General features: G+C 40.7%; 17 protein-coding genes and 1 pseudogene. 14 read left to right on the plus strand and 4 right to left on the minus strand.

Translation table 11 applies throughout. From position 1 onward, the window contains the following. Positions 1-79: 79 nt before the first annotated feature. The 8 genes from AC503W_RS02080 (at position 80) to AC503W_RS02115 (ending at position 8,357) form a co-directional block, all read left to right on the plus strand. Complete coding sequence (locus AC503W_RS02080; protein ID WP_402872195.1) at positions 80-1,771, plus strand: methyl-accepting chemotaxis protein; 1,692 nt, start codon at positions 80-82, stop codon at positions 1,769-1,771. Between the two features lie 140 nt (positions 1,772-1,911). Continuing rightward, entirely contained in the window at positions 1,912-2,622 is a 711-nt protein-coding gene (locus tag AC503W_RS02085) for a GDSL-type esterase/lipase family protein (RefSeq protein ID WP_427688948.1), read from the plus strand. A gap of 172 nt (positions 2,623-2,794) precedes the next feature. Next, positions 2,795-3,022, plus strand: coding sequence for a hypothetical protein (locus tag AC503W_RS02090; RefSeq protein WP_402958590.1), 228 nt, complete (start codon positions 2,795-2,797; stop codon positions 3,020-3,022). A gap of 332 nt (positions 3,023-3,354) precedes the next feature. Then, the gene (locus tag AC503W_RS02095; protein ID WP_427688946.1) at positions 3,355-3,612 is read left to right on the plus strand and encodes a zinc-ribbon domain-containing protein; all 258 of its coding nucleotides are present in this window, start codon (positions 3,355-3,357) and stop codon (positions 3,610-3,612) included. Between the two features lie 51 nt (positions 3,613-3,663). Then, complete coding sequence (locus tag AC503W_RS02100) at positions 3,664-5,232, plus strand: hypothetical protein (RefSeq protein WP_427688944.1); 1,569 nt, start codon at positions 3,664-3,666, stop codon at positions 5,230-5,232. Positions 5,233-5,248: 16 nt separating this feature from the next. After that, positions 5,249-6,466, plus strand: coding sequence for an ABC transporter permease (locus tag AC503W_RS02105; RefSeq protein WP_427688942.1), 1,218 nt, complete (start codon positions 5,249-5,251; stop codon positions 6,464-6,466). Continuing rightward, positions 6,466-7,617 carry an ABC transporter permease gene (locus AC503W_RS02110; RefSeq protein WP_427688940.1) on the plus strand — a complete coding sequence of 384 codons (1,152 nt, stop codon included), beginning with the start codon at positions 6,466-6,468 and terminating at the stop codon, positions 7,615-7,617. The genes AC503W_RS02105 and AC503W_RS02110 overlap by 1 nt, the downstream gene beginning before the upstream one ends. Then, positions 7,614-8,357 carry an ABC transporter ATP-binding protein gene (locus AC503W_RS02115; RefSeq protein WP_402872178.1) on the plus strand — a complete coding sequence of 248 codons (744 nt, stop codon included), beginning with the start codon at positions 7,614-7,616 and terminating at the stop codon, positions 8,355-8,357. The genes AC503W_RS02110 and AC503W_RS02115 overlap by 4 nt, the downstream gene beginning before the upstream one ends. Positions 8,358-8,510: 153 nt before the next feature. Here the strand turns inward: AC503W_RS02115 and AC503W_RS02120 are convergent, their stop codons facing one another. Beyond that, positions 8,511-8,828 carry a hypothetical protein gene (locus tag AC503W_RS02120; RefSeq protein WP_402872175.1) on the minus strand — a complete coding sequence of 106 codons (318 nt, stop codon included), beginning with the start codon at positions 8,826-8,828 and terminating at the stop codon, positions 8,511-8,513. A gap of 261 nt (positions 8,829-9,089) precedes the next feature. On the opposite strand from AC503W_RS02120, the gene AC503W_RS02125 reads away from it, so the two are divergent. The 6 genes and pseudogenes from AC503W_RS02125 (at position 9,090) to AC503W_RS02150 (ending at position 14,283) form a co-directional block, all read left to right on the plus strand. After that, positions 9,090-9,743: a 5-bromo-4-chloroindolyl phosphate hydrolysis family protein gene (locus AC503W_RS02125; protein WP_402872172.1), complete on the plus strand. Its 654-nt coding sequence runs from the start codon at positions 9,090-9,092 to the stop codon at positions 9,741-9,743. Then, a complete protein-coding gene (locus AC503W_RS02130; protein WP_402872169.1) occupies positions 9,740-10,912 on the plus strand; it encodes a toxic anion resistance protein in 1,173 nt (390 codons plus the stop codon). Before AC503W_RS02125 ends, AC503W_RS02130 begins: the two co-directional genes overlap by 4 nt. A 13-nt stretch (positions 10,913-10,925) precedes the next feature. Continuing rightward, on the plus strand, positions 10,926-11,495 hold the full coding sequence (locus tag AC503W_RS02135; RefSeq protein ID WP_402872166.1) for a nitroreductase family protein: 570 nt from the start codon (positions 10,926-10,928) through the stop codon (positions 11,493-11,495). Between the two features lie 205 nt (positions 11,496-11,700). Beyond that, positions 11,701-12,321: an AmiS/UreI family transporter gene (locus tag AC503W_RS02140; RefSeq protein ID WP_427688937.1), complete on the plus strand. Its 621-nt coding sequence runs from the start codon at positions 11,701-11,703 to the stop codon at positions 12,319-12,321. Positions 12,322-12,901: 580 nt separating this feature from the next. Next, a pseudogene (locus AC503W_RS02145) lies at positions 12,902-13,009 on the plus strand (SEC-C metal-binding domain-containing protein); the annotation flags it as partial. 296 nt (positions 13,010-13,305) lie between these two features. Continuing rightward, positions 13,306-14,283 carry a S8 family peptidase gene (locus AC503W_RS02150; protein ID WP_402872157.1) on the plus strand — a complete coding sequence of 326 codons (978 nt, stop codon included), beginning with the start codon at positions 13,306-13,308 and terminating at the stop codon, positions 14,281-14,283. 46 nt (positions 14,284-14,329) lie between these two features. On the opposite strand, the gene AC503W_RS02155 is transcribed toward AC503W_RS02150, so the two are convergent. The 3 genes from AC503W_RS02155 to AC503W_RS02165 all read right to left on the minus strand — a co-directional run bounded on the left by AC503W_RS02155 (position 14,330) and on the right by AC503W_RS02165 (position 18,598). Then, positions 14,330-14,992 (minus strand): YcnI family copper-binding membrane protein, encoded by a 663-nt coding sequence (locus AC503W_RS02155; RefSeq protein ID WP_402872155.1) that lies wholly within the window; start codon positions 14,990-14,992, stop codon positions 14,330-14,332. Positions 14,993-15,012: 20 nt separating this feature from the next. Beyond that, the gene (locus AC503W_RS02160) at positions 15,013-16,641 is read right to left on the minus strand and encodes a copper resistance protein CopC (protein WP_402872152.1); all 1,629 of its coding nucleotides are present in this window, start codon (positions 16,639-16,641) and stop codon (positions 15,013-15,015) included. A 325-nt stretch (positions 16,642-16,966) separates the two neighbouring features. Continuing rightward, positions 16,967-18,598, minus strand: a complete 1,632-nt coding sequence (locus AC503W_RS02165) for an ATP-binding protein (RefSeq protein WP_402872149.1) — start codon at positions 18,596-18,598, stop codon at positions 16,967-16,969. Between the last annotated feature and the right edge of the window lie 53 nt (positions 18,599-18,651).

Below are 18,651 nucleotides of genomic sequence, written 5' to 3' on the forward strand. Positions count from 1 at the left end.
CTAACCGTATTTTCACCGATACAATCATTATCACGTACTCGCGTAATAGAAAAATGCAACTTAAGTAGGAGATGGAAAGATGAAGATGACTGTAAAGAAAAAATTACTATGGAGCTTTTGCGGAGTATTGTCTCTTTTAGCTATCATAACGGGGATTACATTTTATCAGTTCAACAGTGTAGACGATAGTTATTCAAGTGTTATAGAAGACCGTGTCAAAAAGATTTCTCTTTCGACAAAAATGGTCGACGCGATTCGCACGGAACAAATCGCCCTCCGAGGGTACTTGGTCAATGATACGGATAAATATTTATCAGCGTTCCAACAATCGAAGGATTCCTTCAAACAAGCTTTCGATACATATAGTGGGCTTAGTCTAGATCCCGAGGCAAAGGAAATTTTGGACGAGCTAAATGGCTATGCTACCGAATATGAAACGCTGGCCGGACAGCTAATTGAATTAAAGGATCTAGATGATAAAAAAGGATACATCGACTTAATGAACAATCAAGGAGCTCCCCTTACAATAAAATTAAATGAAGTGAGTGAAGAGGCATTTAATTATCAACAGGCTGCCCTTTTAGAAAAAAGTGATGAATTGTCCGTTCAGGTTAACGGGGTGAAAAGGATTATTCTGATTATAAGCGTCCTAGCCATTATCACGGGGGTGGCGATTGCTTTAATCATAAACCGGAGCATCTCAAAACCTGTGCTGCTCGTTTCAGCTGCAGCGAAACAGATTGCAGCCGGAAATTTGACGATAGAAGATGTGAAAGTGAAGAATAGGGATGAAATCGGTGAATTGGCCAGCTCTTTTAATGAAATGAAAGGTAATTTGCGAAGTTTGATCAATACGGTGAATGTTGCAACGGATCAAGTTGCTGCTTCTTCGGAGGAACTGATGGCAAGCGCGGAACAAACCAATTCTGCGACAACACAGGTGGTAACGGCCATACAAGAAGTGGCCGGTGGGGCTGAAACTCAAAATAACTATGTAGAAGAGAGTTCAAAGGGTGTCCAAGTCATGGCCATCGGTACCAAGAAAGTTGCCTTAACGACTTCCGCTGTTACTGAATCGGCAATGGAGGCCGCAAAACAAGCCAATATCGGTAGCGAGTATCTTAACAAAGTGATTGAACAAATGAAATCCATTTCAACGTCCACAAACGAATCAAATGAAGTGGTGAAAAAACTGAATGATCAATCCAATGAAATTGGCAAGATCATCGAAGTGATCACGGGCATAGCCGACCAGACGAATCTCTTAGCCTTGAACGCGGCTATCGAATCGGCAAGAGCCGGTGAACATGGGAAAGGTTTTGCAGTCGTGGCTGATGAAGTCAAGAAATTGGCTGAACAATCTCGCCAGTCAGCTAAGCAGATTGCTGACCTCATTCAGAATATTCAAGATGATACGGTACTTGTGGTCAATACGATGAACTATGGTACCCAGGAAGTGACAGAGGGAATGAAACTTGTCGAGGAGACTGGGAAAACATTCGATTCCATCCTAGAGTCGATAGAAATGGTAAGTTCCGAAATACAAGAGGCATCCGCTGTATCGGAGGAAATGGCAGCGAGTGTAGATCAAGTGAGCGCGGCCATTGAGCAAGTAACCCGTATTGCGGAAGGATCGGTAACAAGTACGGCCGAAATTGCTTCAGCTTCAGAGGAACAGCTGGCTTCCATGGAGGAAATCACCGCCTCTGCTTCATCACTGGCGAGGATGGCCGAGGAATTGAAAGAGAAGGTCGTTGCTTTCAAAATTTAAGCAAACAAGAGATGTCCGGGAAACCGGGCTTTTTTTGTGGTTTTTTGTCAGAAAGTTATCTTCTGAACAAGAAGGAATCTACCAGGGAAAAAAGAACTATTGTAGTGAGACAAAAAAGGGTTAGGAAAAGGGGAGAGGAAATGAATAATAAGAAGAAGGCGGCAAGTATGTTATTAGCGGTGGCATTGGTGGCCACGCCATTTAGTGCAACGGCCAAACAGGCGAAAGTGGAGTATGTCGCTTTAGGGGATTCGTTGGCTGCTGGGCAAACACCGGATGGGGTCATCGATTATGGATATGCCGATTATATTGCGGATTCTTTTGTGAAGAATAAATATAAGCTGGCCGATTTCGATAATTTTGGTGTACCCGGGTATACCTCTGAAAAATTGAAGAATGATTTGGTTAAAAGCAGTAAGGTCAGAAAGGAAATTAAAGAAGCGACCCACATCACCATTGATATTGGTGCCAATGATCTCCTAGGTAAAATTAAGACGGACCCTTACAATGCACAGGAAGCAATCGATGTGGTCCGTATTAATTTGCAAAGCATTCTCCGTACGATCGATAAACTGAACCCAAAGGCCAAGGTATATGTGATGGGTTATTATAATCCCTTCCCCTACTATCCGAAAGAGCAACAGGAACTTCTTTTGCCACTATTGAAAAGTCTAAATGAACAAATCAAAGCGGTAGCAAAGAAAAATGGGGATACCTACGTATCGACTGAAACTCAAATAGGGAAAAAATATAAAGAGTATCTTCCGAATAAACAAGATATCCATCTGAGTAAGTCCGGGTATAAGGTAGTTGCCAAAGAGTTTTGGAAAGGCATAACTAAAAAGAAGTAGAAGGTCATCCTTTCAAAGACGTTAAAGTCAACATGTTAGTATGTTGGCTTTTTTTGTGATGAAGAAGAGGATGGTCCCTTTTAAAATTTAATCAATCGTTTGATTAATGGGGGGGAACGGTAGTATGCTTGGGTTTCATGATGCCATGAAAGAAATAAGGAGTGAATGATCATTGGGAGCATGCAATCTTAACCATACCAGGCAAGATGTCAGGATGAAGCTTAGTAGCCAACAGGATTTCTTGCCAAAAACGCTAGGCGAAGCTTTGAAGGAGTTGCTGGAAAAAGAGCAGACGCAAGAAATGCTTAATGAACTTTTCCATCTGCTAAAGAAGTATGATTTATCTTCCAAAGAAGAGCAAGACGCAAGAAATGAAAAATTAGCTCAACTTATAAACTGAGTTAGGTGAAACGGGAGCGCTAAGGTGCTCCCGTTTTTTTTAGCTTGATATGGGTGGTTTACCCGAAAACGGCATTTACAGTAATAATGTCAGGTTGGATGTACATAGGATAAGGCGATGTGTCATTTACACCGAGCAATAGGAATAAGAAAAAATTGAGGTAAGGGGTGATACGTAAATTGAATGGGTACTCATGCCTATTATTCCTGTAGGATTTGTCTTTTTTTGTCGAAAACATAGAATTATAGAAATATGTTGTTTATGATGATAAAGGACTAACGTTTTAGTAGTTTATGGAGTCATAAGCAGGATAAGGGAGAGAGAAATGAAAAATGAAAAATTGTAAAACATGTGGTAAGCCGGTGGATGCGGATGCAAAATTTTGTCCTTCATGCGGTGCGGTACTTCCGGGGGAAGAACAGCTCACGGAAAAAGAAATAGCCGCTGCAGAAATGAGGCAGGAGCAAGCTGAGGAAAAGCCCTCGAAGAAGCGATTTAACAAAAGAACGCTAATCATTGCGGCAATCTTAACAATCATCCTTATTTCCAGTGCAGCTGCAGCCATTATTCTTCATAAATCCCCAAAATAATTATATCTACTTTCTGAATATAAATCGTATCAATATGCAAAAGATCAATGGATGGATCAGCATGGTGATTCATTGGAATTCCAAGAGAAAACGATGCAGCAACCTTCCCGTTCGGAGATGACACTAAGTGGGGATGTCGACATGGATTCCTTAGGGAGCGATCCAGACTTCGAGATGGTCAAGGAACTATTGGGCCAGGCATCGATTTCCGCCAAAATGGATCAGGATCCCAAAACGAATCAGGGTCATTACACCGTCGCATTAAATATTGATAAGGAAAAAGCAATGGATGTGGAAATGGTCCAATCCAAGGACCAAGCCGGACTAAAGGTGCCCATGTTATATGATAAGTTCTTTTTCCTGAACTTTGATGAATATGGGGAGTTCATGCGGATTATGGATCCGTTATATGATGGACCGGAAACATTGGAAATATCAGACCTTGAATGGCAGGATTTGAAACTGACAGAGAAGGAACAGAAACATATACAAAAACGCTATGGATCTTTCCTGATGGATAATTTGGATGATGATCAATTCAAGGTTGAAAAAGGTGTGGAATATAAGCACGAAGGCGATGCCATGAAGGTAAGGAAAGTCACTCTGAAACTTTCTGCTTCTGAAACTAAAACATTCATAGACGACTTAATGGATGAAATGATTAAAGATACAGAGCTTCATAATATTCTAGTGAAACGGGCTCAAAAGGTGGCGGGTGCTGCTGCCTTAACCGAACAGGTAGATGAAGAGATGCAAGATACAAAGGCAATGAAACGCCAATTGGTTGACGGCTTGAAAGACGCTAAGGGTGAATTGAAGGATATCCGTTTTGCTGAAGGATTTACCTCCACTTTATTAATAGACAAGAAAGAGCGAATCATCGACCGTAAAGTAACGACATCAATAGGGGATAGCTCTGATCAAGTTAATGTGGTCATGAAAGGTAAAAACATTCCTTACGGGGATGATCAGGCATTCAAAGAATTCAGTATCAATTTAGCACCTGATAATGATCAGGATACAGAGGTAATGTTCAGTGTCACGAATGATGTTGCCGCAAAAAAAGAGAAGCGGACTGAAGATCTCAAGGCAGCCTTTATGTTTAAAGAGTTTGGTGATACCAATGAAATCAAGTTTACGATGAAGAGTGACATCAAAGAAGAAAAAGCTGGGAAACAGGATATCACCAGGACATTCAACCTGGACTTTGATGGTGCGGATTTCTCGGATATGCCGTCTGCATGGAAGGGAACGGTTGAACAGAAGAATGACCTGAACATAAAGGATGAGTATTCTAATTCAAAATTCAAGATGACAGTCGGACTAGAGGATGCTTCGGAATCGGGAAGCGTCACAATCAACCTGGATTCCAAGACGAAGCTGAAAGATAAAGTGGATATGCAGGATTTTAAGCTTGATTCTGGTCAGGGATTAAGTGTTGTCGACATTTCTCCTGATGAGATGTATGAAATCCAGCAAGAAGTAGGGACGAATCTTATGGAGCTCGGTATGAAATACGGGCTCATTTCTGAAGATATGTTCGATTACGATTATGGCGATGAAGCGAGTTATGATGGATATTATGATTTTGAAGATGAAGATTCTGATGATGCATTTTAAGTAGGGTGAGTTTTATATGAGGAACATGTTTGTATTTACTTCCTTTTATCTAAAGGTACTGTTGAAAAATAGGAAATCGGCCGCAGCATTGTGGCTGACTCCTATTTTCTTTTTATTGGGTGCGGGTGTGATTGGGAATCACTTTTTAAAAGAGGAGAGCCGAGTTCAAGCATTTCAGGTAGCTGTAATAAATGAAGACCCTACGGTAGAAACGAAGATGGTCATCCAGCAGCTTACGGATAGCCCGCATTTGAATGGGGTCATGACCACCGTTGATACCAGTCAACAAAAGGCATATGAACTCCTCCATAATAATAAGGTAGCGGCAGTTATTTACATTCCTAAGGGATTTAGCCGTGACGTAGCACGAGGCATCAATACACCCGTCAAAGTTACGGGAAACAGCCAAAGACCACTTCAATCCCAGCTTGTCCGTCATGTGATGGAAAGTGCGGCTGATTTTACTTCAGCTGCACAAGGCGGGATCAATACAATCGATTACTTCATGGAAGAGGCGGAGTTATCCGAGGGCATGCAGAAGAAACAATTCAAAAGGGATGTTCTTTCCTTCTCCCTCCATGTACTAAGTCGTGGGGAAATCTTTGATGAAAAAAAGCAAAAGAATCTTTTTCAGGAAAGTCTATTACATTATTATGCTATCTCTTTTTATATACTGCTTATCATGATATGGAGCTTTTTAGGGCTTCTATTACTGAAAAGAAATGAAAGTGCAGCCATAGAAAACCGTCTTTTGGGATTGGGTTTTTCTCATTTTCAATCCACCCTATCTAGAATGCTTGCGGCATATATCATGGTTTCGGTCAGTTCCATCCTGATTGCTCTTCTCTACTTATTATGGAATGGGATCTCTAAACCGATGGAGATAAGTATATGGATCGGCAGTACACTCGTGGCTGCTTTCGTATTTATAACCTTTTTTAGCTGGATGGAGGCGATGATACGGAATGAAAGATTTTATCAATTTGCCGGCATCGGCCTTATTCTTTTAGGGGCTGTCATTGGTGAGCATTTCATACCCGTCGTATATTTTCCGGATTGGTTACAAATCTTGAATTTATTTTCATTAAATGGATGGGTCCTCAAGTTCATGTTCGCAATGGTGCAGGAGGAAGCAGCCTATGCCCCTGTCGAAATTGGTTCTTGGCTCATCATTTTATCTCTGTGCAGTGTTTTCATCATAAAGGGGATTTTACAAATAAGGAGGAGTAGGTAATGGGAGTCATGATAGAGAAACTAAAGCATATGTTCAAGCCTATTACCCTCCTATTGTTTCTGCTACCGATCGTGGCCGCTGTTGGGGTGGGTTCGTTACTGGAGAAGCAACAAAAGGAATTGGTCATCCCGATTGCTATCGTAGATGAAGACCAAACGGATTTTTCAGGAAACCTCATCAAACAAATGGAGCTACAGCAACGCATCGTCGTGAAAGAGACCTCATTCGATGAGGCCGATACCCTTCTTTCCCGTAATGAGGTAGACAGTATATTCGTCTTAAAGAAAGGGTTTCAGGCGCATATATTAGATGACAAAAGAAAAGAGAGCATCGAGCTGTGGACTTCACCAACTTCCATAGCCTCGGGTATTGTTCGTGAAGTGGTAGCGAGTGAGGTTACGAAGGTGACAAGCTCCGTCAAAGCTGCCAATCGAGTGGAAAAGCTCTATCAACAAGAAAAAGGCATAAAGGCGGATGTGTGGGATGAGGCATTCGAATATACGAAAGATCAGTTGGATCCAAAACCGTTGATGACCATAAACTATGTCAGTGAAAATAGTATAGCGGGAACACAAAATAAAGATGTTCTATTTACTTCCTACCTAGGTGTTTGGAGTTTCTTCACCATGCTGTCCTGTTTCATTACATCGGATTGGGTCGTGAAGGAACGCTCCGTTTTATTTCCGAGAATAATGACGACGAATATAGGACTCGCCTCTTATTTAAGACAGACGTCAGGAGCCTATATTCTTTTTCATGTTCTTCAAGCTGCTTGCAGTTTAATGGTTTTAAGGTATTTTCAACTTATGGAAACTACACTTTTTCTATATCTTGGAATGGTTCTGTTCATCGTTTTTACAACTTCCATCAGCATGTGGACGGCGAGTCGGATGCATCATCTCGGAAGCTATTATGTGGCCGGTTCATTAATGGCATTCATTCTGGCAATTGCGGGGGGGAGTTTTTTTCCGATTGGTGATATTTCCCCAACGTTTGAATTTATATCCCTTTGGCTTCCTCAGAAAATTCTATGGGTTACGGCCTACCCGTTGTATACGTCATTTAGCGAGATTGGATGGACCGTATTATTTTCGGGAGTTTGCATAGCGTTGCTTTGGAAAACGACAAATTGGGGGCTGAACGTCAGATGATTATCATTAATAATATCGTAAAGAGATACGGAGATAACTTGCTACTTGATGATGTGTCATTGCAAATAGGAAAAGGAGAAATCTTTGGACTTTTGGGATCCAACGGGGCAGGGAAGTCAACACTCATTTCCATCCTTGCAACCGTATTACAGCCTTCTAGTGGCAACATCAGGATTAATGGGCTGGATTTAAAAAAGCAAACGAAGCAAGTTCGTCAACTCATTGGTTTTGTCCCACAGGATATCGCATTATGGGATGAGTTTACCGTCAAAGAAAATCTTCGTTTTTGGAGTAAGTTTGTAAAGGGAAAAGTAACGGAAGAACGTCTACTGGAGCTATGTGATGCCGTACAGCTTGAGGATAAGTGGGATGAAAGGGTATCGAGCCTCTCTGGAGGAATGAAGAGGAAACTGAACATTGCCGTTTCTCTGATTCACGATCCGGATATTCTCTTGATGGACGAACCAACTGTCGGGATCGACCTTCAATCCAAGCTTGAAATTAATCAATATGTAAAGAGATTGGCAGAGCAAGGGAAGACAATTGTATACATTACCCATGATATGAGTGAAATCGTGAAGTTATGTGACCGTATTGGTGTGTTGCAAAAAGGGGTCATGAAATTTACCGGGACTCTGAAGCAAGCGGCCGAGAGCTTCCGGGAAATGGGGTATTACAATATAGGGATAGAAGAAGTGGTGTATCGATTATTAAGGAAGACGGATGACACGGTTTCATAAAAGCTATACCCTGCGCTAAAGTATGCTTTACCTCTATTAATCAAACGTTTGATTAATAGATTCGGCAGGTATATCCATCCAGAATTAGTCATATGATGCCTTGGATGAAATAAATATACAACAGCAGGTGCAAGGCCCTGCTGTTTTTATGCATTAGTCTTCAACGGTATAGCGAAACGGGATAATTTCGTCGTCCCATGGATGTTTGGTGATTTTGTTATTTCGTTGCTGATCATGTTCACTGAGCCTATTCACAATCTGGTTTACCTGGTCCACGGCAGCGTTTATGCGTGAGACATCGTGATGAACCTGGCTGATTCTCTTCAGCTGTTGGCGTTCATTTTGACGTTCAAGTTCCAGGATTCTTCCTTCAATCGTTTGCGTTTGGGGGAGCTTGGCCTCGATATCCAGCTCTTGGAACTGGTGATTTCCGTTTTGTTGGGGCAACGGATAGAAACCGTGATGCTTCATTACTTCACTCTCCTTTAAAATCTGGATAGACAGATATCAATAGTCTATGTGGGAGTTAAGAAAGTGACAAAGATGGCTGCCTAGGGGATGTTCATATGAAAGGTTTCTGATTTGAGGAAAAGAAATCATTTCAATAAATTTGCAGAAATCCGCCAGTTCCTATATCGTTTAGGTAAGGAAGAAATCTTTCTTCCGTTATGAAACTAAAGTAGCGATCATCCGTATATATAGAAAAGAGTGTAAGTCAGGAGGATAATACTAATGAATCGATTTCTTGCTGATGTTGTTCCTATGCTGGTTGCAGCCCCGATAGCTTTGTTGGTGGGATTGATCAGCCTATTTGCCTTAGATCAATCCTTCATGCTTTCGGTGGTCTTTTCACTGGTCGGAGGGGGGCTCACTTACTGGTTGGGTTCACTTTATTTCACTTCACGATTTTTAAAAAAACATCAACTTACAAGGAAAGAATATCAATATATAAAGAAAAATATAGATGAAGCAAAGCCAAAAATCTGGCGGGTTCAAAAGGCACTTATTTCAGTGCGTCACCTTTCTTCCTTCAAACAGAGGAAGGATATGATTAAAATGATCAGGAAAATATATAGTCTGACTAAAAAAGAGCCGAAAAGGTTCTATAAAGCTGAATCGTTTTATTATTCTCATTTGGATTCCGCAACGGAATTGGCAGAGAAATATGTTTTTCTGGCCCAGCAACCGAGAAAGAACAAGGAGCTTGAACTGTCATTGACCGAAACTAGAAAGACGTTGAAGGATCTTACTAAAACGATAGAAAAAGATTTATATAAAGTCCTTTCCGATGATATTGATACCCTCAATTTTGAATTGGATGTTGCGAAACAAACCATTAAAACACGCAAAGAGTCACAAATAGAGGAAAGCAGGAGGCTAAAATGAATAATAAGGATTCTGATTTGTTGAATAATGCCAGTAGCTCTAATTTAATGGATGACCTTTTAGCCAATCCTTTTGCTGAGGTGAAGGAGCAAGAAACATTGTCCAAACAGGAAGCAAAGCCGGTCAAACTCATCGATGTGATTCCGGAGGAGAATCGGGAGAAGGCCTATCAGCTTGCGAAACAGATCGACCCGACGAATCATCAGGCCATGATATCGTATGGAACACCGGCCCAATCAAAGCTACTGTCCTTTTCCAATTCGATGCTTGAGCATGTGCAAAAGAAGGATGTTGGTGAGGTAGGCGACATCATCAGTGATCTAATGAAGAAATTAAACGAATTGAGCCCGGATGAACTGAAGGCCGAAAAACCCTCGTTCTTCGCTAGAATGTTCGGCAAACTGTCAGGCTCGGTACAGGAAGCCCTTTCGAAGTACCAAAAAACAGGCGCTCAAATCGACCGAATCAGCGTCAAGCTTGATCGTAGCAAGAATGTACTCCTATCGGATATTGTAATCTTGGAAAAGCTCTATGAAACGAATAAGGAGTACTTCCAAGCGTTGAATGTCTATATCGCAGCAGGGGAAATCAAGCTTGAAGAGTTATATGAGCAAACCATTCCTGCGCTTAAGAAATCTGCTGAGATGAGCAATGACCAGATGAAGTTCCAGGAAGTCAACGATATGCGCCAATTTGCTGAACGACTCGATAAAAGGCTGTATGATCTGAAATTGAGCCGCGAAATCACAATTCAAAGCGCTCCGCAGATCAGGTTGATTCAAAATACGAATCAGGCACTTGTCGAGAAGATACAATCCTCCATCATGACGGCCATCCCACTTTGGAAGAACCAGGTCGCCATTGCATTGACTTTAATCAGACAGCGTCATGCCGTGGAGGCACAAAAGCAGGTATCCAAAACGACGAATGACCTGTTATTGAAGAATTCGGAGATGTTGAAAGTCAATACGATCGAAACCGCCAAGGAAAATGAGCGGGGGCTGGTAGACATTGAAACGCTTAAGAATACACAGGCCAATTTAATTTCCACTCTTGAAGAAACGCTTAGAATTCAAGAAGAAGGAAGACATAAACGACGTCATGCTGAGCAGGAACTTGCCGTGATGGAAAATGAATTGAAGCAGAAGCTTCTGGAGATAAAAGGATAAGGGGGAATCTACGATGGATGCTTTTGAAGCCATTAAAACGAGAAGAAGTATTGGGCTGGTCAAACAAGATCCTGTGCCCAAAGAAATCATCGAACAAATTATCGAATCCGGAACTTATGCACCTAATCACTTTAGAACGGAGCCTTGGCGGTTTTTCGTACTGATGGGTGAAGGAAGAAACAAGCTTGGTCAGGTTTTTGAGGAAATCACTAAACTTGAAAATGTGGATGACACACCAGAGAGCCTAATAAGCAAAATGGAAAAAGCAAAGAAAAACCCACTGAGGGCGCCTGTCATCATTGCGGTAGGCATTGAGCCTAGCGATAAGAAAAATGTCATTCTAACTGAAGAGTATGGTGCGGTCAACAGTGCTGTTCAGAACATGCTATTAACGGCACACTCGCTGGGGCTGGGTGCGGTATGGAGAACCGGTAAAATTGCCTATCATGATAAGGTGAGGGAATTTTTCGGTTTATCGGCCAAAGGGGAAATCCTGGCTTTTATCTATCTGGGGTATCCGGATATGGAGCCCAAACCAGCAAAAAAAACGCCAATCGACCAATTGACGACTTGGATCGTATGAACAAGAAGCGGAAACGCTTCTTTTTTTTTTTTCAATTAGATTTAAAACACAAACATATGGTATTATCAAAGTAGTGGTCAATTACTATATTAGAAAACTAAAAGATCGTAAAATAGCATGTTGAATGAAGTGATGCTTTTTTGTTTGTGCAGAGTTAATAAAGAGGAGGGACATAGAGAGTGAACACACGTTCATTCTTTTAAATATGGGAAATATTATATTACTTCTTGCAGGAGCGACTTTATTCCTAAATGGAAAAATGACGTTAGGAAAAGCCGATGCAAGAAATGTTGCGGTATTTAATTTATTTGTTGGCTCGTTTCAGGTGCTCGGTGCGTTTTATTTAATTATTGTTTCAGAATCTAGCAATGCAATGTCTTTAGGACATGCATCGATATTCTTGTTTGGTTTTACCTACTTGTACTTGGGAATAACCATTCTAAAAGGGATGGATGGAAGCGGTCTCGGGTACTTTTCACTATGGGTATCCATTTTGTCCCTTGTGTACGCAACCGTAGAGTTTGCTCAATATGGTGACATGGTGAAGGGGTTGAACTGGGTATTATGGTCGTTCCTTTGGGGAATGTTCTATTTGACCAACTGTAAGAAGTTGCCCATTTCCGAATTCGTCGGGAAAATTTCGCTTGTACTATCATGGGTTACACTGACTATTCCATCATTATTGACCCTTACAGGTGTCTTTGATAACCAAACCATTTACAAAGCTTGGGCCATTGTATTGGTTGTATCTATTATCTACATCGGGTATCTGGGTTATTTATTATTTTACAAGAAAAAAGAAAAAACAAAAGCTATAGCAGCATAACTCATGGAGCAGTATCTCCGTTTGCCATAAACGGAGGTACTGCTCCTCTTATATATATACCTTTTGTAGTTGAAGAATAGGGATACGCCTTTGTCTGCTTCGTTTCAAGTGACGGTTTAGGATTTAGGTTGTACAATAAATGAGGTTAATAAATTTTGATGAATTAGGATGTGTCTAATAGATGAGAACGATTGATCCATTTGAAATTATTGATGGAAAAGCGATTAAATATTTGGATGTCTTTGGCGTTGAAAACGGCATTGCATTAAAAAGTAAGTATGAAGATAAAACGTATTGGATTTATGATTACTATTGCATGCATCAGACTTGCGATTGCCAAGAAGTCTATCTAGAGTTCGTTGAGGAAAAGAAAGATAATAAGCAAGCGGGGCAACATTTTGGAATACGTGTTTCTTTCCATGATAATCAATTTGTTCTAGAGGATTATAATACTTCCAAACAAAAGGCAATGGATATCGCCGAAGATACATTGAAATATAGCAAAGATATAATGGAGCTGTTTAAACAACGCTACGAGAAAATGAAGCAAAAGGGTACCCAGATCATTATGGAGAGTGCAAAAGCGGCGAAAATGCCACATGTACATACAGAACCTGTTATAGGTCGGAATGATCCTTGTCCTTGCGGCAGCGGGAAAAAATATAAAAAGTGCTGTGGCAGGGCTTAACTATATCGAAAAGGTGACTTCAATGGGAGTCGCCTTTTTTTATTGAAAAAATGGGAAATTTAAGTGGTATTTAAAGAACGTATGTTCTATAATGAAAAAGTAAGTAAATGGCCAGTGAGAAATAAAGGTAGTTAAATAGTTGGAATTTTATGTAAAACTATTTTTTATTTTCAAAAATCTGGTATATATAAGTTAAAGAGATTCTTTTTATCTCTTTAATGGTTAACGACAACCAGATGGGATAGGTCTCCCTCGCCGAGGATAGTCAAATTATTGACGAAGGAAGGGGTAATCAAATGTCGAAAGAAAAAAGATTAATTCCTTACAAAGTGTTAGAAATAATGGAAAAGGCCAATGAGAAAGTTCCTGAAGGTGTGGAGCTTATAAAGGCACCGGAAATATGGGAACAAGGCAATTATGGTGAAGGTGTGGTCATTGCTGTCATTGACACTGGTATAGATAAGGAACATCCCGATTTAAAAGAGAGAATCATTGACGGAAGGGATTTTACTGAAACCGGGGATTACCATGATGATAATGGGCATGGAACCCATGTCAGTGGTACGATTTTAGCGACCCTGAATGATGTAGGTGTAGTAGGTGTGGCACCGAAAGCGAGTATTCTAGCTTTGAAGGCTTTAAATGGAAAGGGCCAGGGAGATATCAACTGGATCAATGGGGCATTGGAGTATGCAATCAATTGGAAAGGGCCGCAGGGTGAAAAGGTCTCTGTCATTTCACTTTCATTGGGAGGGCCCCCGGATGATAAGGAACATCAGCTAATACAAAAAGCGATACAGAATGATATTCTTGTCGTTTGTGCAGCAGGGAACGGTGGAGATGGCCGCCATGATACGGATGAGTTAGATTATCCAGGAGCTTATTCAGAAGTGGTGGAAGTGGGGGCGGTGGACTTAAGCCGGAACTTGGCAGATTTTTCGAATACGAATGACGAAATTGACTTAGTGGCACCGGGTGTCGATATTCTCTCCACATATCCAGGAAGCAAGTATGCTAAGCTCAGTGGGACATCAATGGCTACACCACATGTGAGCGGAGCTGCAGCCCTCTTGAAAATCATCTCAGAAAAAGAATTCGGTCGTAAATTAACAGAGGCGGAACTATATGCCCAACTGGTAAAAAATACGGAAGATTTGGGGATAAGCAAGAAGGCACAAGGAAATGGAATGTTGAATTTATCAATGGTCACGCATAGTGCACAGAATGAAATTAGAAGAACCATTGAAGCAAGCAAGTCCATGGTTGTAGAATAATAAGTAAAAGATGCCCCAAGTGATTTTGGGGCATCTTCTTAAATGATTACTTCTTATTTTTACGTGCGGCTATCGTAAGGGCAATAATCGAGATGATCAAAGATAAAAGGCCAAGTATGATGATCAGTGTTTGATCGTTATTCTCTTCTTTGTCTGTGGACTCCTTCGATTTGTCTACAGAATCGGAATGAGAGTGATCACCTTCTTCGGCATGTTCATGGACTGATGAATCTTCATTGCTCTTGGAAGCTGCCGTAATTTCTGTTATGGAGTGTGGTAGGTCAGAACCTTCCTCTCCACTCCATTCGACAATCTCCCCATCGGCATAGTATTGAAATGCATCCCAAGCGATATCGGCCTCATCCTTTGGATTTTGGGCAACGAACGTGAATTGTTGGAACTGGCCTGCAGCAATGCCATCACCAGTCGCTTCCCAGGTTACTGTTTTTACATGTCCTTTTTTATCCTTTTCCGTTGTCACTTTCCAATCGGGGACTGGTTGGTAACTTGAAAAGGTGATGCCTTCAGGAACCTTTAAGGCAACCTTCGTGGTAGATGATTCTTTTTCAACCGGAACTTTCAGTGTATAGGTTTCCCAAGCTTCAGGTGCTGAAGAGCTTGGGTTGACCGTAACATGGGCATTTGCAGATCCAGCAAAGAGGAATAGAGATGCCAATGCACCGATAATTAGCTTTGTACCATTTTTCATGTTTATTTCTTCCCTTCTCATTATGAGTTTCCTACTACTATTACAAAATCCGCATCAATAGAGTGGAGTTCCCTCGTTAAACCATGAACTTGAATCTTCCATTTTCCTGACATGGTTATAAGCGACTTGGTTTTGAATATACCCTTTTCTTCTTCCTGAAGGTGCAATTTTACTTCCCCTGTGTCTTCATCTAAAGGCTCCATGACCACTGTAAGCTGTTCGATATCTGTATAAGGGATGCCCTCATTATTTATTAACTCCACTTGAATGAGGTTCTCACCGATTTCATTGGGGGTCACCGATAAAGTTACTTGATCATTATTTTCAGTCATTTCCGTTTTCTCTACAGGACCTGGAGAAGACTTGGCTGTCTGAACATTTGTTAAAAGAGCAGCAATAAGGAGAATGATGATTCCCAGGCTGAATTCTATTCCAGTACTGAGGCCCAGCTTCTTCGTTTTTCTTTTCCCACGGAGTAAATGAAATGCCCCAAACCCTAACATGATGGACATAAGTCCGATTTTTCCGAGTAATAATTGTCCATATGTCGTATTTAGCAATGAATGAAGAGTTGGGACATGTTGAAAACTACTGTAAAGTCCGCTGACGATCAGGACAATCACAAAGAGAACGGCCCATGAGGAAAACTTCTGTATGATTGACCAATAAAACGTTTTTTTATCAACATCAGTCAGCTTCGGATTATAGGACTTTGGAAGAATTATCAGTATAGCCAATAAACCGCCTAGCCATAATGCCATGGACATTACATGGAGAAAATCCATAGATACAGCCAGGTATTGATGAGTTGTATCCATGGTATGTCCGATTAAGGCCTTGCAAACCATCAAGGCAGATATAAGGATAAAGGATGTTAGGAGAGAAACCTTGTTGAAGTAATTTCTCCATATAGCCAAAATTGCCACAAGTAAGGCAATTAGCAACACCATTTCTATCATCCAAATATTTCCGAATTGGGTGGTCTGTAATACTTCTTTTAGGTAGATGCCATTGAAAGCATGCCACCAACCTACATCAGCGTCAATCGTAACTTTTAAAGGTAGACTCAATAGAATGGAAATCGCCAGTCCGGTATAAGATAGCCAGATATAGCGTCGGGCCCTATTGCTGATTTGATCAGGAGTAGGGCGTTTCACCAATGATAAATAAAAAAAGAGTGCACCAGTAAGAGCGGCAAAACAAAGATATTGAAGGCTTTGCAGGACTATTTGTGTTGTACTTGGAAAGCCTGCATGTTCTTCGCCGATCAGTTGATCGGATGGGATGTTGGATTCCCCATATTGAAAGGGAATTGTACCTTTGATGGGGTGACCATCACTAGAAACCACTCTCCATTTAATGATATAAACCCCTTCATCGAAAGAGCTTGACCATGTAGCTTCAAGGGTATTCCCTGAAACTTGGATATCTTGAAGTGGGATCTCCTTCCCCTCTTTGCTGTACATGGCAAGTGAGTGAAAGGAAGATTGTATAGTTTCACTGAATTGAATGCTGATCTTTTCAGGTATAGTATCCAAGCTCTCATTTGGGCTAGGATTCGAGCTCAAAACGGATGCATGGCCAAAGGCCGTTACCGGTAAGATAAACAAGGCAAGTAGACTGACGAACAGCCATATGTAATTCTTCATTTTGTTGTGCCAGCAACCTTTCTTAGTACTTCTATGAACTAGTATAAAATGAAAATGTGAAATAACAGTGAAAAAATGAAGAGAATCTCTCTACATTTTCTTGATCTATAAGCTAATTATTCTATTTCCTATTATGCATCATTAAGAAATAATTAAGCTTACCATGGTACTCTGACCTTACCATATTACAGGAAATGTAGGGGGGAGTACGTTGAAAAAGATAAAAAAGGCGAGAAGGTGATTTTAGCCGGTTCAATCGTGTGTATGGGGACGTTTACTTATATCCCGAACACAACAAAATAGGACAAGTAAACAAGTACTTATCCTATTTATATATCGGCAATTCAATTTTAACTTCGGTACCATGGTTTAGTTTGCTACTAAAGTGTACTTTTCCTTGGTGCGCTTCGATAATACGGCAACTTACGGTCAGACCAAGCCCAGTCCCTTTTTCTTTAGATGAAAAAAAGGGCTCCCCGAGATGTTTCATGCGATCTTTCTCGATTCCACAGCCATTATCCTTGATTGTAACGGAAATGGAATGGCTAATATGCTCAATTTCTATCGAAATATGGGATGCTGTTGCTTCCAGAGCATTTTTGACCATGTTGATGAATACTTGTTTAAGCTGGTTTGCTTCGCATAAAATAAGCGGTATATCGTTTTTTACCTCGATAGAAATTTGAGCGGAAGAAGAATCGGCTTCTACAAGAAGCAAGGCTCTGACTTCATCCATCAATTCTACGATCTGATTTTGACTGAACATGATTTCCTGAGGCTTTGCTAGGACAAGCAATTCGCTAACGATTAAGTTGATCCGGTCTAATTCGCTAAGCATGATGGTGTAATATTGATCATGGGGTTGGTCGTTTTTTTTCAGTAGTTGAACGAACCCTTTTAAGGACGTTAAAGGATTGCGCACTTCATGAGCAACACTTGCTGCAAGTTCACCGATGATCGAAAGTTTCTCGGATTTTCGTAAGCGTCTTTCTGTTTCACGAATTTGTGTTACGTCTTTTGCATACGTAATGATACCGGCTAATTCTTTGCCCACTAACATGGGAACAAAAGTACAAGAAAGTAAAATGGAATTCCCGTATTTGGTAACAAACGCTATATCTTTTCCTTTTTTAATCCCCTTTTGATTTTCCACGACATATTGACAGGATGACTGGATGAGCTCTTTAGCTTCTGCGGAAAAATCCAAATCTATAAAAGGGTCCCCTTGAACCTCACCTTTACGAAATCCAGTGACGGTTTCAAATCTAGGATTGACGTTTATGATGGTTCCTTTCAAATCAAGCATTAACATGGGGGAAGGGTTGTGATCAAACAAAGATTTATAACGCTGTTCACTAGCAAGCAATTGACTTTCCGCGGTAATTCTTTCTGAAATATCCCTACCTATGACTACTAACCCTTTTCGTGAACCATCTTCATGAAATAATGGGACTTTGATGGTATCGAAGGTCTTAAAATGACCGTTTGGCAGTGGAATATTCTCCTCACAACGGGTAATCTTCTTCATTGCCCATGTTTCTTGATCGGAATCTTCACAGTAAATCAATGAATCTCTGTAGAATTGGGAGTACTCGGCAAGCTCGCTATCTTTTTTTCCTTTATAGTCCACACTCTCCAATTGGAATAACTGAAGTCCAAACGTATTCGATTCTAGCCATCTACCTTCTCCATCCTTAAAATTCACAAAGTCTACCATTGAGTTAATAAGGGTACTTCGAAGTTGTTCTTCTTCTTTTAGTTGTTTGAACTCTTCTCTTTTAGATAAGTAGAGAAATAAAATCAAACCGATTAATAGGACAAAGATGAACCCTTCTGCTCGCTGGAGTTGAAGGAACGCCTCTTTAGTATTCAAGGAATTCGTTAAATAGTAATTGAAAACAAGTAATGTGGTCATTCCAGAAAGAATGTAGATTACTAATATGATACGTCTCGGCATATGGGTCTCCCTGAATTCTCCGACATTTCAAAGCTGAAATACATACACATTTT

Source organism: Peribacillus suis (genome assembly GCF_059384845.1).